Source organism: Maribacter sp., assembly GCF_016744255.1.
Taxonomy (GTDB): domain Bacteria; phylum Bacteroidota; class Bacteroidia; order Flavobacteriales; family Flavobacteriaceae; genus Maribacter_B.
In genome coordinates, this window is record NZ_JADGES010000014.1 from 23,053 (window position 1) to 46,151 (window position 23,099).

Below are 23,099 nucleotides of genomic sequence, written 5' to 3' on the forward strand. Positions count from 1 at the left end.
AATTATAAATAAATTTTAGATGTCTACTATTATTTAGACACGTATTTAAGAGCTTCCGTCAAAGGAATACGAGCCCCATCTTTGTAAGCTACTATAAATGAACTGGTATATCCTTTTAAATCTGCATTATTCTTCATCAATTTTACTTGCTGATAAGATTCTGTACTACCATACATGTACCGATATAGGTTTTTTACAGGTTCTTTAGACAACTTATTTAAGCCTTTAAAATTTTCGGGTTCCAAAGCTATATTCTTGCCACTTGCCAAGAGTTGCACTTTAAAAATAATATTGTACTTCTCTATTTTTTTGGAAACAGCTGGGGCTATTTCTTTAGCAACAACCACCTCTTCTTTTACAGCCTCCTTTACCTCTTGCTCTTCTTTACCTTCTGAAACTTTGGTTCTAACGCCATTAGACGACCTAACCACTTCTTTAGTTGGCTTACCCACCTCTTTTTTAACAACAATAGAAACTACTTCTTCCTTTATTTCTGGAGGAGAAACAACCACTGGGGTTTTAACTTCTGTATTTTCTTGCACAACTTCCTTAGTTCCTTTTTCTTCTTTATCCTTAACTATTTCTGCAGACGAAACCTTAGGCGAAGAACTTTCTGAAACAAGGGTTTTATTTTGAGAAATTTTATAGGATACTCCTTCCTTATATTTTAATATTGCTTCTGCAATTGCTTTTCCCATTTTAGACTGGCCATCTTTGGAGTTTAAAAAAGCGCCTTCCTCTTTGTTTGTTAAGAAACCCGTTTCTACCAAAACACTTGGCATAAAAGTTTGATGCAAGACAATAAAACCTGCTTGTTTTACTTTACGATTTGTTCTTTTTAATTTTCCAGAAAACTGATCCTGAATCATTTTAGCAAGTGCTATACTCTGATCCAAAAACTCTTCTTGCATAATAGTTAAGCCAATTACTGATTCTGGTGAATTAATATCATAATTAGCATATTTTGTTTCGTAATTATCTTCTAAATATATTACAGAGTTTTCCTTTTTAGCAATTTCAAAATTTTGCTTATTTGCATGTAAACCCAAAACAAAAGTTCCTGCTCCATGAGCATCTGAAGAATGAGAATCGCAATGCACCGATACAAAAAGGTCTGCATTTGCTTTATTCGCAATCTCTCCACGAACAAATAAATCTATAAAAGTATCATCTTTCCTAGTATAAATAACTTTAAAATCCTTATTCTGTTCTAAAATAGCTCCGACTTTTAAGACAATATTAAGAGCTATATTTTTTTCTAGGTAACCATTTCCTAAATTCCCCGGATCATGCCCTCCATGCCCGGCATCTAAAACAATTACAAATGGATCTTTCTCTTGTAAACCTCCATTAAATAATGCAAAAGAGGATAATGAGCCTGCTAAAAAAATAACAGGCAAAATAAAAAACAACTTCATTTTCATACTAGTATTTTGATTTGAGGTTCTTGATAAGGTTAAAATTATTGTAATACCCTACAAGAGGAACAAAAAATATATGTAGTTTTGAACTCTAAAAGCCGAGCCAAACCTTTTACAAAAATAGGACATATAGCCTTGCAATCAAACAAACATTTTCCACTTTTCTTTTTGCTGCTAATTACTAGCATAATTTCTTTGTACGCACAAGAAGACCAACTAGTTACACTCCCTATAAAGGCAGTAACAGATTCTATAACAGCTCCTTTGTTTCCTCCTCCTGTAGCGAAAGATAGCATTGAAAGAGACTCAACTATCACCGATAGTCTAAACAAAAAGCCTGCTCTTTTACTAGACCAAATCACTTACAAAGCGAAGGATTATGTAAAACTGAGCCAAAAAGACCAAAAAATATATTTGTATAATGAAGCAGAAATTCATTATCAAGACACCGAATTAAAAGCGGGTGTTATAATAATGGACTATATTAAAAATGAAGTCTACGCTGGGCGATTAAGAGATTCTTTAGGTAACTATTCTCAGCTACCATATTTTAAACAAGGCAGCAACGTAGTTATCCCAGATTCTATTCGATTTAATTTTGATACGCAAAAAGCATTAATTTGGAATTCTAGAACAGAACAACAAGCTGCAGCCGGAGCTTTAGGAAGTGATGCTATGAAGGTGTATGCCGACATTACAAAAAAAGAAAACGACTCTGTATATTTCCTAAAAGAAGGTAAACTCACCACATCTGCTGATACGATTAATCCAGATTATTATATTCGTATCCGTAAAGCAAAATTTGTTCCTAAGAAAAAAGTTATTGCCGGATACAGTAATCTTTATATTGCCGATGTACCAACCCCAATAGCCTTACCTTTTGCTTATTTTCCACTAACAGTTGGTAGAACTGCAGGTGTTATGATGCCTACCTATGGTAGCGACCCAGACACAGGTTATTTTTTACAAGATTTAGGTTATTATATACCAATAGGTGAAGTAGCCGACCTAACCGTAAATGGAAGTTTTTACACCAACGGAAGCTATGGTGTACGTGGACAATCGGTATACGCAAAAAGGTATAAATACAGAGGTAATGTAAATATAAGATACGAGAACCAAGTAAATAGCCAGAAAGGGTTTAGTAAGTATAGCAATAATACAAACTATAATATTCAGATTTCGCATTCACAAGACACAAAAGCTAGCCCTAATTCCAGATTCTCTGCTTCTGTAAACCTTGGAAGTAGCAGTTATTACAAAGAATCTTTACAGCAACAAAATTTACCAAATACACAGAACAATACATTATCCTCCTCTATTTCTTATTCTAAAACGTTCCCTGCCTATCCATCGGTAAACATGAGTTTATCTGCCACACACAGCCAGAACACCAATACAGAAGTAGTTAACCTTACACTGCCAACTTTACAAGCCAGCATGGAACGCATTTATCCATTTGCAAAAAGAGATGGTATAAAAAAAGGACTAATTCAGAATATAAATTTTCAGTATGATCTAAATGCCAGAAATAGTGTAGTAACAGATAGTGAGAATTTTTCCTTTGCAAATTCTAAGATTGGAGCAAAACACAAAATACCCATAAGCACAAACTTTAAAGTTGCAAAATACTTTAGTGTTAGTCTTGGTGGTAGTTATGAAGACGTATGGTCCCTGGATACCTATAAAAAAAGTTATGATGTAGATTCGCAAAGCGTAGTTATAGATACAGTAAGTGGGTTCGACAGATTTAACAAATACAATTTAAGCGCCAGCATAGGAACCACATTATACGGTACTTATGACTTTGGAGAAGATAAAAAAATACAAGCCATTCGCCATGTTATGCGCCCGTCTTTAAGCTACGGATACGCGCCTTCTTTTGAGCAGTTTTATGATGAATATGACATTGATGGAAAACCTATACAATACAGTAGATTTGAAGGTACTTTATTTGGAAAACCAAGCCTAGGAAAATCTAACAGCCTAAGTTTTTCCTTAGCCAACACCCTGGAAGCCAAAGTAACCGATAAAGACTCTACTGCCACAGAAGCTAAAAAAATACCCATATTAAGTAATTTTAATATCTCCACAGGATACAACCTAGAATCGGACTCTTTAAAATTAAGCCCTTTAAGCGTAAATGGCGGAACTAATATACTAGACAACAAAATGTCTATTAATTTCTCCGCAGGATTAGATCCTTACGCTATAGACAATAACGGATCACGTATAAACACTTTTAATATTGATAACGGAGGAAGTTTACTACGCTTAACAAGAGCCAATATTAATGTTGGCTATTCTATTGACAGTAAAACTTTTGGCAAAAAAGACGACGAAGAAAAAGAAGAAGAACCAGACCCTTTTGATTATGTTGCATCTAGTGGAGGCCGCACGGATGATCTTTTTGGGAAAGGAGACGATTTTAATAGCCCAAGAAGCAGAGAAGACGATGAAAAAAAGGGAGAAGATGTAGATAACCCTATCTATGGAACTAAAATTCCATGGAATTTTAGACTCGCATATTCTGCTAGTTACGCTAACTCCGCAAGACAAAATGAATTTAGCAGTCACTCTTTAATGTTTTCCGGAGACATAGAATTATCTCCACGATGGAAAGTAGGCGGGTCTTCTGGATATGATTTTAAAAATCAAGGATTTACACTAACCCAGCTTCGCTTTGAACGAGACTTAAAAAGTTTTACTATGCGTTTTAACTGGACCCCCTTTGGTACTTACAAAAGATGGTATTTCTTTATCGGCATAAAAAGTTCTATATTAAAAGACCTTAAATGGGAAAACAGAAGTCAAAGAGTTAGATAACAAATTAAAAAAATATGAAAAAAATAATAAACACCTCTAAAGCACCAGCTCCTATAGGACCATATAACCAAGCTGTTTTAAGCGGAAACACCCTATATATATCTGGTCAAATTCCTATCGATTCTTCTACAGGAAAATTAATAGAAGGAGATATAAAAAAGGAAACCAAACAATCTATGGAAAACCTTAAGGCTATTCTTGAAGAAGCCCATATGAGTTTCGAAGATGTAGTTAAAGCTTCTATTTTTTTAAGTGATATGAATCAATTTTCTGAAGTAAACGAAATCTATGGCACCTATTTTAACCCAGAAACAGCTCCTGCAAGAGAAACTGTAGAGGTTGCTAATTTACCTAAATTTGTTAATGTAGAAATATCAATGATTGCTATAAAACAATAAACTATATTGTTTTTTGATGATGCTCTACAAGACCTTCGATTGGTCTTTGGCGAATAACACCCACCACTAAATCGTTACGCTCCAAAACAGCCGTTAATTCTTTACGCAAATAATGTGCTATACTCCCAACGAAATTGACTGGTACTTTCGTAGCTAACTCGAACTGCATAATGTAGTTATTTACAAATTGCTGAAACCCTTTATCTATTACCCCTTTACAATAAGGGTGCTCTTTATTTTCAATTAAAAAGCGTGCAAAGGTTGCCAAATAGGTATTTGGGTTAGGTTGTTTGTATAAATTTTCTTTTATAACATCCGCATCCAAATCGTACTCATTGTTAAATTTAATTGCTAAGTCGGATGGTATTTTATGAAAATAATAATCTCTTATTAACTTACGTCCAAAGAAATTTCCACTACCATCATCCATAGGTATATATCCTAAAGAAGTCACCTTTTGGAATAATTGACGACCATCATAATAACAACAATTAGAACCGGTTCCTAAAATACAGACTATACCTTGCTTACCAAGTTCTGTGGTAGCATAAATAGCTGCATACGTATCTTCTTTTACAACGGCTTTAGCTTTTGGAAAATAATCTTTAAAAATTTCTTTTAAAAATATTTTCATACGATCTGTACCACAACCCGCTCCATAAAAGAACAAGTGTGTAACATTCTCTCTGTTTTTAGAAAGTTCAAAATTATTTGCTAATCTATCTTCTATAACTTCTCGAGTTAATACCTCTGGGCTTAATCCTAAAGTTTGTGTAAAAAAAAGTTGTTCTCTTTTTTCATTTAAGGCTATCCAATCCGATTTAGTAGCTCCGCTATCCACAATTAACATCATAATTTCTAAACTTTTAAAAATAATCCTGAAAATAAAGAAGTTCTTTATTTTCAGGATATAATTATACTATAAACAAACTTACAAAGTATTTACATGTTTCATTAGGTCTACCATTTTATGAGAGAACCCAGCTTCATTATCATACCATGAAATTAATTTGAAGAATGTAGAATTTAACTCAATACAGGCTCCTGCATCAAAAATACTTGTTCTTGCATCCCCTATAAAATCTTGAGAAACAACAGCTTCTTCTGTATATCCTAAAACTCCTTTTAACTCTCCTTCTGAAGCAACTTTAAATGCTTTTTTAATCTCCTCTAAAGAAGTTTCTTTTTTAACTTTTACAGTTAAATCTACAACAGAAACATCTGCTGTGGGTACTCTAAACGCCATCCCTGTAAGTTTTCCTTTCAAAGAAGGAATAACCTTAGTAACAGCAACTGCAGCACCTGTAGAGGCTGGTATAATATTTAACATAGCACTCCTACCACCTCTCCAGTCTTTTCTAGAAGGACCATCTACTGTCATTTGCGTAGCAGTAGTTGCGTGTACTGTTGTCATTAAAGCTTCCTCTATACCAAAACTATCATCAACAACTTTAGCTAATGGTGCTAAACAGTTTGTTGTACAAGAGGCATTAGAAACGATAGTATCTGAAGCTTTTACATCTTTATGATTAACACCATAAACAAACATTGGAGCATCTTTAGATGGGGCTGAAATAACTACTTTTTTGGCTCCACCATCAATATGGTATTGTGCCATTTCTAATGTTGTGAAAATACCGGTACATTCTGCAACAGTTTCAGCACCAACAGCATCCCATTTAATCTGCTTTGGATCTCTTTCTGCCGTAATCCTTACTGTTTTTCCATTTACAATTAAGTTACCGTCTTTTATATCAACAGTACCATCAAACTTTCCATGAACAGAATCGTACTTTAATAAATACGCTAAGTGTTCTACATCTAATAGATCATTGATAGCTACTACATCTATATCTCCTCTTTTTACAGTGGTTCTAAAAACTAATCTACCTATTCTACCGAATCCGTTAATTCCTATTTTTAAATTTGACATTTTTATTGCTTTATTAATTAATTTATGTTGTCATTATATCTGAAACCCTTATAAGCTCTTTATCTATTTCTGTATGTCCTTTAATAGCCATTTCTAATGGCGTAAGAATAAGCTTATTATCTTGTATGCCTACCATTAAATTGGTTTTACCCTCGCATAAAGCCTCTACTGCTCGCACCCCCATTCTACTAGCTAGTACTCTGTCATAACAAGAAGGGGAACCTCCTCGTTGCATGTGCCCAAGAACAGAAACTCTTACATCATAGATTGGCAAATGTTTTTCTACATACTCTTTAAGTTCAAAAACATTTTTACCTGTCTTATCTCCTTCTGCAACAATTACAATACTAGAAGATTTTCCAGATTCTTTACTTCGTTTTAAAGAGTCTACCAAACGTTCTAATCCTAAATTTTCTTCTGGGATAAGAATTTCTTCAGCGCCTGCACCAACACCAGCATTTAATGCTATATGGCCAACATCTCTACCCATTACTTCTACAAAGAACAAACGATTGTGAGAACTAGCGGTATCTCTAATTTTATCAATGGCTTCTACCACTGTATTTAAAGCCGTATCGAAACCTAAAGTAAAGGTTGTTCCGTAAATATCGTTATCTATTGTTCCTGGTATACCTATTACAGGAAAATTATATTCTTGATTAAAAACCATTCCGCCAGTAAAACTACCATCTCCTCCAATTACAACAAAAGCATCTATGCCTTCTGCTTTTAATTGTTCGTAGGCCATATTTCTACCTTCTTTGGTTCTAAACTCCATGCATCTTGCACTTTTTAGAATAGTCCCTCCTTTATTTATTATGTTATTTACGCTACGCGCATCCATAGGTTTAAAATCGCCTTCTATCATTCCTTGATATCCACGATAAATACCAACACAATCTATATCATGATATGCACAAGTACGTACTACGGAACGTATTGCTGCATTCATTCCTGGAGAATCTCCACCAGAAGTAAGAACACCTATTTTTTCTATTTTTGTAGTCATTGTTAAGTTATCTATACACGAAATTAGCAAACTTAATTCAATAAAATAGGGCTTCTAAGTATTAATTTTCAAGACGATACAACTTCAAACGTTTTCGTATTAAAAATAATTTAAGTTCCTTCTCTATAAAGGGAAAACAGCGTTGTAATTAGTTTGAAATTGGACTCATTTGGTCTTTAGAATAGAACCTAAGAAGGCTATCTTTTCCCATTACCGAAGTTGGCATAGGTTTCTTTTTTTTCTTTTTTTCTTTAGTCTTATCCTTTCCTAGTATTTTTCTAAAAAGTTCTTTAAAACTATTAAAATCGACCTCGTAAGAAAGGCCTGCTCCTTGGGTATATCCCTGGTTGTCTGCTAAGAATTCTTGAATTTCATTTTGTTTATTAAAAAACTTAGCACTAAGCGTGCCTTCTTCATTTAATAATAATTGTATTTCCGCATCACCTGCCACAACCGTTTCGCTAGAACCACCAACTGGAACACCAAAATTACCATTAAACAAAACTCGGTCACTTATCTTTGTAGAAACGGTAAACCCTATTCTATCCTCCGTTTCTATATCGGCACCTTTATCTATTATTCCTTGCTCATAAGATAGTCCTAAATTAAACTTATCATTATCTCCTCCAAGCATCTGATTTAGAATTCCGGATGCCGATTGCAACAGGTTTCCTGTTAGAGCTTGTTGATTAAGACCCGATTGATCATTTACAAAAGAACCTTGGGCTAATAAAAACAACGCGTTTTTTTCTTCTACGGTAGGATCTTGTAGTCTATACTCTAATTCTGATTTAATTATAGAATTTGTATTCGGAAACTCTATCTCAAAATTTATATTAGGGCTTTGTAATTCATCTGTCAACTTTATAACCACGTCTGTAGGTATTCTACTGGTAGAAGAAGCCGAATTATCTAATAAAGGAGCAGGGTTAGCGTATAAAGAGTATACTGCTTCCATGTTTAACTCTGCAGCTAAAGGATCTTGTTGCCAAACAATTGTTCCTCCTGGCTTTACCGTAAATGTTTTATCTATTACCCCTCCAAATTTATGATGATATTGCCCTGTAACTACCACAAAATCCCCATACATTTCGAACTTACCACGAGTATTAATCTGCATTAATATGGTTCCCGCACCTGTCCCCTTTAAAGAGCTTTTTGTTTTTTGATCGGTAACTATTTCTACTTCAGCATCTGGGGTAATATCTAAATCGAACTTTAATTCTAATCCCTGGTAATCCTTAATGACTCTTTCATCATCAATATTTTTTGTTCTGTTTTTTTTAACAAATGTTATAAAGGAATAATCCCCTACACTAGCAACATCACTCAATGGTATTTTTAAAGAGGTTCCTTCTGCTGTTGCCCCCAAGACATCTATGTTTAATGCTGTAGTTGGCCCGTAAATTCTTCCTGTTCCGTTTAAAAAACCTGTTCCGTAATACAATTGCTCTTCGTCATACTCTGTATTCAATATTAAAAAACGGTCATCATTAGTATTCACATCTAAATTCAGCACCCAATTATCAAAGTATTTATGAGAAATGGTTCCATCAATACTAGCTCTTGTTTTTTTATCTACATCGGTTAAATTTACATTTTCAAAATCGAATGTTTGTTCATATAAACGCACCTTAGAATCTGGAGCAAAATCGTAATCCACATTTAAATACGGTATACTTATACCCGAATTATTTAAAGATAATAAACCGTTTATTTCTGGATTATTCACTGGTCCAGTTAACCTTGCGCTACCCGTTACATCTCCTCTTATATTCCCTATTATATTTTTTCCTAGCGGCCTAAATGGGTTTATTTTAAAACTACTAAGGTTAACCAATAAATTAGCTTGTGGAGTTCCTCCTGTATTCAATACATTACCCACTACTCCTAATTTTTCTACGCCATTTTCTGTGATTTGAGAATTAACCACAAAATCTGTCAAATCTTTATTTCCTATTATCCCAATAGTTAAATCTCCCAAGGGTATACTGTTAATACCAAAATTGGTGATTTGAAGATTAGATGAGGGCAAATAAATATTATCTTTCTGTAATACATTTAAAATACCATTTACCTCTCCTTGCAATTTAAGACTATCAATTGCTGGTGTTATTTTATCTAAAGAGACCAAGTTAAACTGTAATTCTAAATCCTTATATGTAGAATCCGCTAGCTGTCCTTTTAAGCGTATTTGTTCTTCTTTGCTATTATTCATTACAATTTCTTTTATTGTAATGCTATCGAAGGTTCTATTGAGAATTACTTTATTATTTGCATCGTCTGCCTTATTAAGAATCCATTTATTACCCTTAAAACTAATATCGGAGGTTTTTAAACCAATTACGGACTTATTTTCTTTATTGAAAGTGTGGTAAAAATTTAAATTATAACTATCGTCATATTCACTACCCCCTTTAAACTCCGCTCTAAAAAACAGCGTATCCTTCAAGGTGGTGTTTATTAAATTAAAATCTTTTACATCGTAATACGGCGTAGACAAATCTCCTACAGAGACAAAGGTGTTAAAGAGCGGGTTTTTATTATCTATTTTTAAATCTATATTATCTGCCTCATTACCATAAGCAGCTATACTTGGTGATTTAAAGTTTAGTTTTAAATCACCTTCATCTGCATTAATCTTTCCTTTAATAAAAGTATTAGGGTCGAATTTTACTTCCGGAAAGAAAACGTCTACAATCTTGTTATAAATTTTAAAATTAAAAGATAAATTTTGCCCTTTAGAAATCTTAAAAGGTCTATAATTGGTATAAATACTTCCAAGGGAATTCTGCACTACTCTCCCTAGCTCCTTTACTTTAAAGTTACCTTTTAAATAGCCCGTTATAATATCTGGTGAATTTATTGCAATAGTACGCACGCTATCATTTTCAAAAGAGGATGATATTTTAAAGTCTTCAAAATAATAAGTGAAATTTTTATTTTGAAAATTAGTTTTAGTAAACTTTATATCTCCTTCAATTTTATCTAACGAGTTCCCTGTAATATCCATATTAATATTCCCTTTGAATATAGATATACTATCGTTAATAAAATGTAATTTTTTAAGGTTAGCATAGCCTACCGAGGCTCTAAAATTAAAATTATTACGCCCTTCCTCGAAATCTGCTAATCCTTTAAAATTAAATTTTAAATTCTCATCATTACTCAACAAAGAACCATCAAACAATTGCTCTTTTAAAACTCCCGAAACTTTTATATCCTTATATACATAATTATTAAACTCTATAGAATACACATCTCCTATTACCTCTGTATTTAAATTCTCCCTAACAAAACCCTTGCCTTCTATATTAAAATCTAAAGTTGTTTTCCCAAGAGAATTATTCTCTGTAAAACTCCCTAAATCAAAATCTATTAAAGAAACAAAACCAATATACGTTGCATTATCAATATTATTAATATTGGATAGCAGAACATCTGTATAACTACTACCTATATCTGTATTTAAATTTACCTTTGCCTCTATGGCAGATTTTGTAATAACAGTATTACCCCTTATAGTAAACTGCCCAAGTTTTTGAAAAGAGGATGGTAATGATTTTCCTAAAATTCTTGGCATTAAAGAACGCATCTCATAATAACTAGAAGTTACATTTTTTATCTTTGCCGTCATTTTAAAAGGCTCTTTTCTAGAAAAAAGATTTTTAAAATTAAAATCCCCACGAATACCCGTATTATCTGTCTGAAGAAAGAGTTTATCTGTATTTAAATCGTTTAAAACTCCACTGACATTCGAGGAAAAGGAAACCATCTTGCCTTTTCCAAATTCGTTATAAAGAGTATTAATTTCGTCTAAGGCTACTGTAGATTCTGTAAATACAGCCGCCACATTTACTTTGTTTAGAAAATCTTTAAAATCCTTTCTCTCGTAATTAAATACCAACTCTCCTATTAAATTAGATTCTTTTGTTTTTAACTGCAAAGAATCGAACCTCATTTGCTGTTTTGTATATGAAAAATTCGTTTTAAGATTCGATACATTAATTCTGGATAGCTGTAGAAACTTGTGGCCCCAAAATTTTAAAATTGGAAGAATTTATATGTAAACTCTGAAAATCTAAGATTTTTTCTTTTTCAAAATTCTCATCAATTAATTTAAACACGCTATTCTCAATACTAACATTTGAGGAAGACAAAAAGAATGCTGGTGAGTCTGGATCTTTAGGTTTTTTACTATCTAACTTTTTTATAAAAACATCTAGATTGGTTTCTTTATTCCCTTTATACGTTTTTAATTTAAAATTTAATTCTTTAATAGAAATTGCACCAAATTCTAATTTTCCATTAAGAAGATTTTTTACACTTAAAATGGAAGTATTTAAATCATTTACATAGAACAAAGTATCTTTTTGATAATCTTCTACATAAACACCTCTTAAGTATGTCTTTCCCGATATTAAAGATACTTTTAAACGATCAATATTAATACTTGTGCCATATTTAGTATTAATTTTATTCGTAGCGTATTCCGCAAATCTAGTTTGAACAATAGGTAATGATAATATTATAGTCCCCAAAACACCGATTAGCAATAAAGCCAAAAGTGTTCTTACCAATATTTTTCTTAATTTTTTGATAGGGCTTTATGTTTTACCTTTGTCTTTCAATTTTTATTCCAAACCAAGTGGAAAATAAAACTATTTACATTTTAGCTATAGAATCTTCTTGTGATGATACTTCTGCTGCAGTTCTATGCAACGATAAAGTACTAAGCAATATAGTAGCAACACAACAAATTCATAGAGAATATGGTGGTGTTGTTCCTGAATTAGCCTCAAGAGCGCACCAACAAAATATTGTTCCCGTGGTTCACCAAGCTTTAGCTAAAGCAAATATCGATAAAAAAGAATTATCAGCCATAGCTTTTACAAGAGGTCCTGGATTAATGGGTTCTTTATTAGTAGGAACGTCTTTTGCTAAATCGCTTTCGCTAGGATTACAGATACCACTTATTGAGGTTAACCATATGCAAGCGCATTTATTAGCTCATTTTATTGGGGATGATTTATCTAAAAAACCAACCTTCCCTTTTATTGGTTTAACTATTAGTGGCGGACACACGCAAATAGTATTAATCAAGAATTATTTTGATATGGAAATCCTAGGGCAAACCCTAGACGATGCCGTTGGAGAGGCTTTTGACAAAAGCGCTAAAATTCTAGGATTACCCTACCCTGGAGGCCCCTTAATAGATAAATACGCCGCAGAAGGGGACCCAAAAAAATACCCATTCCCTATTCCTAAAGTTGGTGAATTAGATTTTAGTTTTAGCGGACTTAAAACAAGTATCCTCTATTTTATCCAGAGAGAGGTGCAAAAAGACGCAGATTTCATTTCTAAAAATTTGCACGATATCTGCGCTTCTATTCAATATACGATTGTAAAAATCCTAATGCTAAAATTGAAGAATGCCGTAAAAAAAACAGGTATAAAACAAATAGCCATCGGCGGAGGTGTCTCTGCTAATTCTGGCATTCGAAAAGCCCTTAAGGACAAAGAACAAAGTAGCGATTGGCAAACCTATATTCCAAAATTTGAATATTGTACCGATAATGCCGCAATGATTGGTATTGTTGGGTATTTAAAATATAAAGAAGAACTGTTTTCTAATCAAAACATTACCGCTAAGGCAAGGTATAGTATTTAGTGTATTTAGACTCAATGAACTAATAAAAATGGGGTATCAAGAACAATTAGGATCTAGAATAGATGTGGTTATTACAGTTTTTGCTAAAATAGTAAACTACCTCGAGATAAGCCCACGAGGCATTCGTAGAAAAACAATCTTAAAATTTAGAGGCAAGCCTCGGAGCATTTAAATACTCGATTATCGAGTAAAGAAAATTTCACAAAAAAAAGGATATTTGGCGGCCTAGGATATATCTATAGAAGTAAAATAACTATTGGGATTATTAAGAATGATTTAATGGTAAAAATTATTTCGGGTAAAATAGACCACTACCTAAATCTCCATTTTGTTAGCCCCATAGATTTCACCAAAAAAACGTATGAAAGAATTCGTCTATATCTCTAACGAAGGGTTAAAAACCGAAGAACAATTACAAATTTAGTTAGAACTAGGACTAGAACATGCCGAAAGTAAGCTCAAAAGTTTATAATTTTACATAAAAAATTAGAATGCAACTTTTTTACAACCCAAACCTAGATGAGCAAACATCTGACTTTATATTTAGCGAAGAAGAAAGCAAACACATTGTAAGGGTTCTTCGTAAAAAAGAATCAGATACATTGTCCATTACCAATGGAAAAGGATTATTACTTACTGCTGAAATCATTTTAGCCAATGCAAAGCGTTGCAAAGCCCAGATAATTGCTTGTGTAAAAAAGCATCACAAAAAAAAGTGGCTACATATAGCAGTTGCTCCTACCAAAAACAATGATCGCTACGAATGGTTTTTAGAAAAAGCCACAGAAATAGGAATAGATGAGATAACTCCTATTATTTGCGAACATTCCGAAAGAAAAGTTATTAAACAAGAGCGCTTAGAAAAAGTAATACAGTCCGCTATGAAGCAATCTTTACAATGCTATTTACCTAAATTCAACCCCGCAATCTCGTATAAAGAATTTATAAAAAAAGAACACAAAGGCTTATTATTTATAGCACATTGTGAAAATGAAGAAAAAGTAGAACTCAAAAGAAGAGCTACTGCAGATAAAGATATCACTATATTAATTGGCCCTGAAGGCGATTTTAGCTCTTCTGAAATTAAAAGTGCGTATGAGGCTAATTTTCTTCCTGTTTCTTTAGGAGAAAACAGATTAAGAACAGAGACTGCTGCATTAGTTGCTTGTACTACTATTGCCATAATTAATAACAGCTAATCCTAGTTATTGTATCTTTAAGCAATGTTCAAAAGCAAAATTACTTTTTTACTCTTTTTTTTATTCTTCACATTCTATTCCCAAGCGCAAGAAATTGCTGTTTTAAAATATAATGGTGGAGGTGATTGGTATGCTAATCCCACTGCCCTTCGCAATTTAATAGCTTTTTGCAATAGCAATCTAAATACGACTATTAAAGAAAAACCAAAAACAGTTGAAGTTGGTAGTTCCGCTATTTTCCAATACCCTTTTATCCATATGACTGGACACGGTAATGTTGTTTTTTCTACCGAAGAAGCCGATAATTTAAGAAACTATGTATTATCTGGCGGTTTTTTACATATTGATGACAATTATGGTATGGAACCTTATCTAAGAAAAGAGTTATCTAAAGTTTTTCCCGATAAAAAATTAGAAGAAGTAGGTAAAAACCACGAAATCTTTAACGATACGTATAGTTTCCCAGATGGGTTACCAAAAATTCATGAACATGACAATAAAAGACCTCAAGCACTTGGGGTTTTCCATGAAGGTAGACTTGTTCTTTTGTTTACTTATGAATCCGATTTAGGAGATGGCTGGGAAGATGCATCTGTGCACAATGACCCAGAGTCTATTAGAGAAAAAGCCCTTAAAATGGGCGCAAACATTATAAATTACGCATTTAAACATTAGCAAAATGACTTCTAAAACAATCTCTAACGGTATCTTAAGAGCTATTGGAATCTTTCTAGGCGTAGTAGCTATTATATATTTTTTATATAAAATTCAATCCGTACTGGCATACTTAGCAATTGCAGCAGTTATTGCATTGATAGGAAGGCCTATTGTTCTTTTTTTAAGACGAAAATTAAAATTCCCTAATACCATTGCCGTAATAACCTCCATGCTTATAATGGTTGGAATATTGGCCGGAATTATAGCTTTATTTGTTCCTTTAATATCGGAACAGGGGAAAAACCTCTCATTACTAAACATCGAAGATTTACAAAACAACTTAAACATACTATATAAAGAAATAACAACTTATTTAGGACTATCTACGGTCACTGTTAATGAAGTTTTACAAGAAGCTCATATTGAAAAAAATATATTAAGTGGTCTTAATATTGGGTTTATTCCTAATTTTTTAAATTCCTTTTTAAACATTCTGAGTTCCGCTAGCATAGGGTTGTTCTCCGTTCTTTTTATTTCATTTTTCTTTTTAAAAGACAGTAAGTTACTCCAAAATGGGCTTTTAATGTTTGTTCCCAACACTAAAGAAAAAGGCACTGTAAATTCTATTGACAAAATTAATAATTTACTATCCAGGTACTTTTTAGGCTTACTACTACAAATCTTTATTTTGTTTGTAATTTACACTATTGTATTACTTATTGTAGGTATAGAAAATGCTATCGTAATTGCCTTTCTTTGTGCCTTATTTAATATCATTCCCTATGTAGGCCCTATCATTGGTGCCGTACTCATGATTATTCTTACAATGACAAGTAATTTGGGTGCAGATTTTAGCACGGTTATTCTTCCCAAAGCAGGCTATGTATTAATCGGTTTAGCAATAGGACAATTGGTTGATAATTTCTTTTCACAACCCTTTATTTTTTCTAACAGTGTAAAATCGCATCCCCTAGAAATTTTCTTAGTTATTATTATTGCTGGATTACTTTTTGGAGTTGTAGGAATGATTGTTGCTGTGCCAGGATATACCGCTATAAAAGTGATTTTAAAAGAATTTTTATCCGAGAACAAGCTTGTAAAGTCTTTAACACAAAATTTATAGCTAAACTTTGAATAAAAATATACTACATACTGGTGTTCAAAATTTTATAAGCAAGAACATAAATACAGACATCTCCTCCATTTTATTAAAAAAATCACCATTTACCAGTGTTACCTCCAAAGAACTCGCGGAACAGATTGAAGCCAAAAAAAAATGTAAAAACAAACTCCCAAAGTGGTTTAATACTTCCAAAATATACTATCCTAATAAGCTAAACATTGAGCAAACCTCATCAGAAAAAACAGCAGAATACAAAGCTTCTATTTTAACAGGTAAATCGGTAATAGATATAACCGGTGGGTTTGGCATAGACTGTTTTTATTTTAGCTCTAAAATAGAACAAGTTTTTCATTGCGAAATTAACACCCAATTATCCAAAATTGTTTCTCATAACTTAAGTATTTTAAATGTAAAAAATATTAAAATGATTCCTCTGGATGGAATTGAATATTTAAAAAAAATAGACCTAAAATTGGATTGGGTTTATGTAGATCCCTCTCGTAGAAATGACCGTAAAGGAAAAGTATTTTTGCTATCAGACTGCCTTCCAAATGTTCCGAGCCATGTAGACTTTCTTTTTAGTAAAACCAACAATATTTTAATAAAAACCTCTCCTCTATTAGATTTTTCTGTAGGAATATCTGAACTAAAAAATGTTAAAGAAATTCATATTGTAGCTGTAGAAAATGAAGTAAAAGAACTTCTTTGGGTTCTTGAAAAAAATTACACAGACACCATTTCTATAACAGCAGTAAACATAGTAAAAAAGAGAATAGACCTATTTAATTTTATTTTAGAAGAAGAAAAAGAGAACAATGCAGAACTTTCTTTACCCTTAAAATATCTTTATGAACCTAATGCAGCGATTTTAAAATCTGGTGCTTTCAAAACTTTAAGCAAGCAACTTAACATTGCTAAGCTTCATACAAACACCCATTTATATACACACAAAGATTACCATAACTTTCCAGGGAGGGCATTTAAAATTAACAGTATACACCCATACAACAAAAAGGTAATAAAAAATCTAGGAATAACAAAAGCAAATGTTACTATTCGAAATTTTCCTGAAAACGTTTCTGATATCCGTAAAAAACACAAAATAAAAGATGGCGGTAATATCTACTTGTTTTTTACTAAAAACTGTGAGAATTCACTAACTGTCTTAGTCTGTTCCAAAGTCGTTTCTTAATCCTTAAAAAACAAATTTATAACATAATATGCTTACCTATCTGTAAAGGGTAAAGTGACCTACATAATGATTTTTACTCTTATTATTTTCATTCACTACATACCAATAATCTCCTGTTGGCACGGGAGACCCTTCGTAATTTCCATCCCAATAATTAATATTATTTAGTATGGCTACAATTCTACCGTAACGATCATATATTTTAACTTCTAAATTCGGAAAGTATTCTCTGTTCTTTGGATACCACATATCATTATTACCGTCACCGTCTGGGGTAAAGAAATTAGGTATATCTAACATTCCTGTAAATTCAAACGGTACAGAAACTATTGCCTCACAACCATTCTGATCTACTACTCTTACGGTAACCAATTCACTTTCATTTGTTGTATAAACTCCATTTATTCCAAAAGATTCCCCTTGGAAGAAAAACTCATAACCACCATAACCACCGTCTGCACTTGCTGTTAATTCATTAGGCGCAGTTTTAATAGCACTTAAGGTAAGTGGATTATATGCTTCCATTGTAAAATCTATAATATTTGTACAACCATTTTGATGGTAAATATAAACTGTATGGTCACCTGCTGCTAAATCTCCCCAAACATTTTCTGTTCCAGCTAAAGAAGTAACTGCATCGGTTGGATCTACAGGATCCAAAGCAAATAGCAAATCTGCCATAACACCTTGCTCCTCCATTTCTATAGTAACGGTACTATTTGGAAAAATTCCATCACAGCCGTACTGTATAATAGGTTCCGCTGTTAAATCTACCCCTATATTAATAGTTATAACTTCGGTTACTGCACATAAATTAACATCTTGAATATATAATGCATAAGAAGACCCTCCTTCTAAATTCTCAATAGGTAAACCATCATACGGAGCAAATAGACCTGTTCCTGTTTCATCTACCGGACTTATCTTCTCTAGTTTATATTCATAATATGGTGTTGGATAAACCAATACATCGGTAAATGGAGTACCTCCTATAATATTAAAAACTAAAGTACCGTCATTTGCTCCAATACATAGTTCTGGAGTTGTAACCATATTCGTTACCTCTAGAACATCGGGCTCCGTAACCGTTATAAAATCTTTTTCAAAACAACCATTATCATCTTTAATAAGAATTTCATAATAACCTGCTGCCAATTCATCAAAAACATAAGAATTTGGAGTTAATGGATCACTAAAAAATTCATCAAAATGAGGTCCGATAGCAAATTGTAATAAGCCCTCTCCACCTGATTGCACCTCTACTAAGATAGAACCATCTTCTTGTCCAAAACAAGTTACAGGACTCTCATTCGCTGTAAACACAATTGGCACTGGTCTAATAATTTCAAAAGGTCCTTTTATATCACTACAAGTAGCGCCACTAGTAACCGCTATATAATAGTTGCTCCCTTCTGGTAGCCCTTCAAAAGTACCATCTGGCTGTGGCCCTCTAAAAACTGTTGCTGAAGCTACCGGACTAAAAGCGTCCACGGGATCACCCGCATATAAAATAAATTCGTTGTTACCCACTCCTCCATTTACAAAAGATTCAATTCTTCCATCTAATTCTGATGCACAAGAGATATCATCTATCTGATTTGGTAATATGGTTATACCAGTAGCATCTGTCATGGTTATACCATTAGATCTAACTGCCAAACAAGTATTTAGTATGTTTTTCTTTCTAACATCAAACTGATACGAAATACCAGCCGTTCCAGAGATTAAAACAGAAGTTCCAACCATATCGGTATAAGCACCAACTGCCACTCCATTTTCAATTTGTAAATATTCATACACAAAAGATGGTTCTGGGTTTTCTATAGACAAACGCACTTCTCCAAATCCTCCACAACCTGGCACTTGAGTTTGTACCAGTCTTGGTTCTACAGCTGGTGGTGGATCCACATAGTATGGTACGGTAACAAATACACAGTCAAAACTAGAAGAAACCTCAATTGCATACCATCCCGCACTAATAAATCCGCCAGTAGCCCCTATAAAAGTAGGTGAGTTCTGAAGACCACTTGTCGATGCTATATCTGTATTATCGTTACTATTTAAGTAAAGCAACCTATAATTGTAACCAGCCCCTGGGTAACCCCCTGAAGCTCCTGGTGTAGCTGTGGTAGGCGTACCACTTGTTGGGTCGTAAGCTTCTAATACTGCATTATTACCACTAGGACACTGTAATCCTTGCGGTTCTCTTATTCCAGCATCAATCTGAGGAACAACTGGTAAATTAATATCAAAATCATTTATACATCCTTCGACATCTGTAATCTCCACACGATAATCGCCACTTTGTAAATTTTCAAATTCATTAAGATTAGAAAATGCGACTACTTCTGTTGGGTAAGTTGTACCACCATCTAAGCTTCTTAATAATCTATATTGATATGCAGAGGCATCCCAACCACCTATTCCTGTTGCTTCAATTTTCCCTGTATCATCATTACAGCCTGTATTTCCTATTTCTACAGCACTAACTTGCAACTCTCCATTTGGCGTTCGTATAGTTGTAACATTACTGTCTGCATCACAAAAAGGAGTTGCAGTAGATGTTACGGTAACAAAATAATTTCCACCGGATAAGCCCGCAATAGTTTCTGGGTTATTGGCTGTATCTAAACCTGTACCAGATGCAATGATTGTTGTTTTCCCTGGATCGTCTCCCCTATATACTCTATAATCATATAAGCCTGTATAATCTGTTACAACTATACTTAACTCACCATCATTACCTGGAGTAAAACAACTTATAGGTTTAGCCTCTGCTACAACTACAGTAGGACTAATAGGTTCAATTACAGTATGTACTGGCATTGGGTATGTACAACCTCCTATATTATCTGTTACTTCGAAAATATAATCTCCCGCAGCTGGTAATAACACATTTAATGTCGCACTTCCTCCTGAGTTACTCACTGGAGCAACTGGTATTGCCGATATAGTTGTTACCGTGAAATTTGTTGTTCCAGACACACTTATAGTTACAACTTCATCCGCTGCACAATTTAAAGGAACTATATTGCTAATGGATGGCACTACCCCTGTCGGAGGGTTAATTGTTACATCAAAAGTTGCTTGACAACCATTACCATCTATAGCATAAACCGTAATATTTTGTATACTACCATTGTCTACAATCTCGAAAGTATTTGAAGATTGATAATTGGAAAAACCTGTTATACTATACCTGTAACCACTACCTACTGTTCCTACATCTGCAATTGTAGTTGTTATGGTGGTAGAGCTAAATCTATTTGCTCCTGGTTCACAGGCAAAATCTGGCGCTGCAGCTGTTAACGAAAAATCATCTGGATTGTCTATAAAATGTACAGCAGATAATATTGAACAACCACGTGCCGTAACTACTTCTACTTGGTAATTAGCTTCAGGCAAATCCGTAAAAGAACCTGTATTGTTTCTTGCTATCTCTGTGGTTGTATCTGTATTATTTAGTATATATTCTATTGGTAAATCTTCTGATGTAAATGGCACCAAGGCATCTGCTGGATCAACCACAATCTCTAGTTCGCCATCATTAAGATCACGACAACTAATATCTGTAGCTATTTGTGAACTTATCACTGGTAACGCAGCTTGGTTTAGGTTAATATCTGTTACGGTAAACTCACAAAACCCAGAGCCATCATTCACAATTCTATCGGTCACAAGTACTTGATAATTCCCTGGTAAAAGACCTGTAAAAAGTGGGTTATTTATTTGAGTAACAGCGGCAACACTAGCACCTAAATAATTTGTTCCTGTTAATACAAAACTAAAGTCACCACTACCTCCATTGGTAGAAATAGTAATTTCGCCATCGGCAGAATTACAAGTAGACTCTGTTGCAAAATCTCCTGTTGCTGCTAAAAAATCATATACCGTAGCAGTTCCTTGGCTTGTACATCCATTTGCATCAACCACATCAACTATATAATCTCCTGGACTACCAACTGTATAGGTATGTTCCCAAAAAACCCCATTTATAACTGGTAACACTTCTGTTCCTGCCAAAGTAAATCTTGGCGTATTTAAAGAGCTTGGCACTTGTACTGTAATATCAAAAGATGTTGAGGTAGGATCACATTGGTTTACAACTATAAATGTTGGTGTAGGAAGATTAGGATCCAATAGTATTATTGTTGCAATATCAAAAGAGGTACACCCACTCGCATCTCTTACGTATACATCATAATTCCCATCTGGTGCTACAAAAGTAGTACTTGTTGTATAGTCCGTTGGGTAAACTGGTACGACCCCATTATCCATATAAGCAAATTCATAAGGTCCACCATTACCTCCACGACCTTGAACTGTTATCTGCCCTAAAGCATTACAATTTGCTGGTACTTCTGACAAAATATCTATTGCAGGTAAGTTTTGATCAATAACTACTCCTACGGCATCTGTACAAGTATCCGTTAAATTGGTTACTATTATTTGGTAATCCCCTGGCAATTCGGCATAAACATCCACAAAAGGATCTACGACCGTTGTTACTGAATTATGTAAAACAGTTACTGTATTATCATCATTATTAAGCAACTCTATTCTTAAATTATCGCCAACTGTAAACCCTGTTATTTCGTAATTTATCTCTCCATTTCTATTTATATCGCAAGCCCCTGGAGTAGAACTAGCAGTTACATCAAGTGTTGATGGCCCATCTATAGGTAATATTTCTTGTTCATAAATACAACCCGTACCTATATCTCTAACCTCAACCGTATAAGCCACACCATATAGAATACCATCCGTAGCATTACTAAATGTATGGTTATTTGCTCCTGGAATATTATTCAACGCATAAAATGCAGGTTGATTTGCTAATCTAATTTCATAAGAACCAGTTCCTCCACTAACCAAAACAGTATATGTAAACCCTATATCATCACATGTTATTGGTGCTGGTGGTGGTATTGGTGTAATTAGCACCTCGTTTGTAGTTATTGTTGCCGTATCTATATCTGTACAACCATTAGCATCAATCGTAATTATGGTATAATCACCAGGAATTAAACCATTATCAAAAATTTGAATTGGCAATGCAGCCCTAGCTACATTTGTTTGTCTTGTTATTTCTGTTCCTGTATTATCTTCTATAATAAAAGTAAAATTCTCTTGACCATCTACTACATTAGAAATTTCTATTCCCCCGCTTAAAACGGCCGTTGTACAACTAGCTTGCACTTCTGCAACTGTTGCATCTGGAGTCGGCGTAGTATCTAAAATTACATCTATATCTGCCGGTAACGTTTCACACCCACGAGCATCTCTTACTAAAAATGGATACGTACCTACTGGTAAGTCTGAATAAACCGTTTGCGCACTCCAACCCGTATTATTAAAATTAATCTCATAAGGTGGCACACCACTTGTTGCATCTGGTGTAATGGTTACTATACCATTACTTGTTTGCCCACAACTTACAGGTGTACTTACTGCTACTGCTGCTGCAATTGCCTGAGGTGGGTTTAAAACAATAGATGCCGAATTTGCTGCACAACCAGCACTCGTTGTATTATTATCGGTAACCCTAAAAATATAGGTTCCTGGAGTTGCTGTATCAAAAAGAAAGTTATTAGATGTAAGCGGAATTCCTGCTCCAAAAGTTACACCGTTATCCGAGCTAACTTCATACTGTTTAGCTCCAGCACCAGT

At 33.8% G+C, this 23,099-nt stretch carries 14 protein-coding genes; 7 read left to right on the forward strand and 7 right to left on the reverse strand.

All coding sequences use genetic code 11. From position 1 onward, the window contains the following. Window positions 1-29 precede the first annotated feature (29 nt). Window positions 30-1,424: an N-acetylmuramoyl-L-alanine amidase gene (locus QZZ51_RS04175; protein WP_291866370.1), complete on the reverse strand. Its 1,395-nt coding sequence runs from the start codon at window positions 1,422-1,424 to the stop codon at window positions 30-32. 132 nt (window positions 1,425-1,556) lie between these two features. Here QZZ51_RS04175 and QZZ51_RS04180 point away from each other — a divergent pair, with 132 nt between their 5' ends. Next, window positions 1,557-4,247 carry a putative LPS assembly protein LptD gene (locus QZZ51_RS04180; protein ID WP_291866402.1) on the forward strand — a complete coding sequence of 897 codons (2,691 nt, stop codon included), beginning with the start codon at window positions 1,557-1,559 and terminating at the stop codon, window positions 4,245-4,247. Window positions 4,248-4,261: 14 nt separating this feature from the next. After that, complete coding sequence (locus tag QZZ51_RS04185) at window positions 4,262-4,645, forward strand: RidA family protein (protein WP_291866373.1); 384 nt, start codon at window positions 4,262-4,264, stop codon at window positions 4,643-4,645. 1 nt (window position 4,646) lies between these two features. On the opposite strand, the gene QZZ51_RS04190 is transcribed toward QZZ51_RS04185, so the two are convergent. From QZZ51_RS04190 to QZZ51_RS16625, 5 genes are all read right to left on the reverse strand, one after another. Then, window positions 4,647-5,498: an N-acetylglucosamine kinase gene (locus QZZ51_RS04190; RefSeq protein WP_291866375.1), complete on the reverse strand. Its 852-nt coding sequence runs from the start codon at window positions 5,496-5,498 to the stop codon at window positions 4,647-4,649. 78 nt (window positions 5,499-5,576) lie between these two features. Then, on the reverse strand, window positions 5,577-6,578 hold the full coding sequence (gene gap / locus QZZ51_RS04195) for a type I glyceraldehyde-3-phosphate dehydrogenase (RefSeq protein WP_291866378.1): 1,002 nt from the start codon (window positions 6,576-6,578) through the stop codon (window positions 5,577-5,579). 22 nt (window positions 6,579-6,600) lie between these two features. Then, complete coding sequence (gene pfkA, locus QZZ51_RS04200; RefSeq protein WP_291866380.1) at window positions 6,601-7,587, reverse strand: 6-phosphofructokinase; 987 nt, start codon at window positions 7,585-7,587, stop codon at window positions 6,601-6,603. Between the two features lie 148 nt (window positions 7,588-7,735). Continuing rightward, window positions 7,736-11,548, reverse strand: coding sequence for a translocation/assembly module TamB domain-containing protein (locus tag QZZ51_RS04205; RefSeq protein ID WP_366511943.1), 3,813 nt, complete (start codon window positions 11,546-11,548; stop codon window positions 7,736-7,738). A 43-nt stretch (window positions 11,549-11,591) separates the two neighbouring features. Next, on the reverse strand, window positions 11,592-12,167 hold the full coding sequence (locus tag QZZ51_RS16625; RefSeq protein WP_366511944.1) for a hypothetical protein: 576 nt from the start codon (window positions 12,165-12,167) through the stop codon (window positions 11,592-11,594). Window positions 12,168-12,235: 68 nt separating this feature from the next. On the opposite strand from QZZ51_RS16625, the gene tsaD reads away from it, so the two are divergent. The 5 genes from tsaD to QZZ51_RS04230 all read left to right on the forward strand — a co-directional run bounded on the left by tsaD (window position 12,236) and on the right by QZZ51_RS04230 (window position 17,429). Then, on the forward strand, window positions 12,236-13,258 hold the full coding sequence (gene tsaD, locus QZZ51_RS04210; RefSeq protein ID WP_291866383.1) for a tRNA (adenosine(37)-N6)-threonylcarbamoyltransferase complex transferase subunit TsaD: 1,023 nt from the start codon (window positions 12,236-12,238) through the stop codon (window positions 13,256-13,258). 491 nt (window positions 13,259-13,749) lie between these two features. Further along, complete coding sequence (locus tag QZZ51_RS04215) at window positions 13,750-14,457, forward strand: 16S rRNA (uracil(1498)-N(3))-methyltransferase (protein WP_291866387.1); 708 nt, start codon at window positions 13,750-13,752, stop codon at window positions 14,455-14,457. A 24-nt stretch (window positions 14,458-14,481) separates the two neighbouring features. Beyond that, window positions 14,482-15,132, forward strand: a complete 651-nt coding sequence (locus QZZ51_RS04220; protein ID WP_291866390.1) for a DUF4159 domain-containing protein — start codon at window positions 14,482-14,484, stop codon at window positions 15,130-15,132. A gap of 4 nt (window positions 15,133-15,136) precedes the next feature. Continuing rightward, complete coding sequence (locus QZZ51_RS04225; protein ID WP_291866393.1) at window positions 15,137-16,237, forward strand: AI-2E family transporter; 1,101 nt, start codon at window positions 15,137-15,139, stop codon at window positions 16,235-16,237. Window positions 16,238-16,244: 7 nt separating this feature from the next. Further along, a complete protein-coding gene (locus tag QZZ51_RS04230) occupies window positions 16,245-17,429 on the forward strand; it encodes a class I SAM-dependent methyltransferase (protein ID WP_291866396.1) in 1,185 nt (394 codons plus the stop codon). Window positions 17,430-17,465: 36 nt separating this feature from the next. Here QZZ51_RS04230 and QZZ51_RS04235 read toward each other — a convergent pair. Further along, on the reverse strand, window positions 17,466-23,099 hold a 5,634-nt coding region (locus tag QZZ51_RS04235), incomplete at its 5' end, for a T9SS type B sorting domain-containing protein (RefSeq protein ID WP_291866399.1).

Coding starts and splice junctions, on each gene's coding strand:
- QZZ51_RS04190 (WP_291866375.1), bottom strand. CDS start 5,498: ATGATGTTAATTGTGGATAGCGGAGCTACTAAATCGGATTGGATAGCC.
- QZZ51_RS04205 (WP_366511943.1), bottom strand. CDS start 11,548: ATGAGGTTCGATTCTTTGCAGTTAAAAACAAAAGAATCTAATTTAATA.
- QZZ51_RS04175 (WP_291866370.1), bottom strand. CDS start 1,424: ATGAAAATGAAGTTGTTTTTTATTTTGCCTGTTATTTTTTTAGCAGGC.
- pfkA (WP_291866380.1), bottom strand. CDS start 7,587: ATGACTACAAAAATAGAAAAAATAGGTGTTCTTACTTCTGGTGGAGAT.
- QZZ51_RS04225 (WP_291866393.1), top strand. CDS start 15,137: ATGACTTCTAAAACAATCTCTAACGGTATCTTAAGAGCTATTGGAATC.
- gap (WP_291866378.1), bottom strand. CDS start 6,578: ATGTCAAATTTAAAAATAGGAATTAACGGATTCGGTAGAATAGGTAGA.
- QZZ51_RS04220 (WP_291866390.1), top strand. CDS start 14,482: ATGTTCAAAAGCAAAATTACTTTTTTACTCTTTTTTTTATTCTTCACA.
- QZZ51_RS04215 (WP_291866387.1), top strand. CDS start 13,750: ATGCAACTTTTTTACAACCCAAACCTAGATGAGCAAACATCTGACTTT.
- QZZ51_RS04185 (WP_291866373.1), top strand. CDS start 4,262: ATGAAAAAAATAATAAACACCTCTAAAGCACCAGCTCCTATAGGACCA.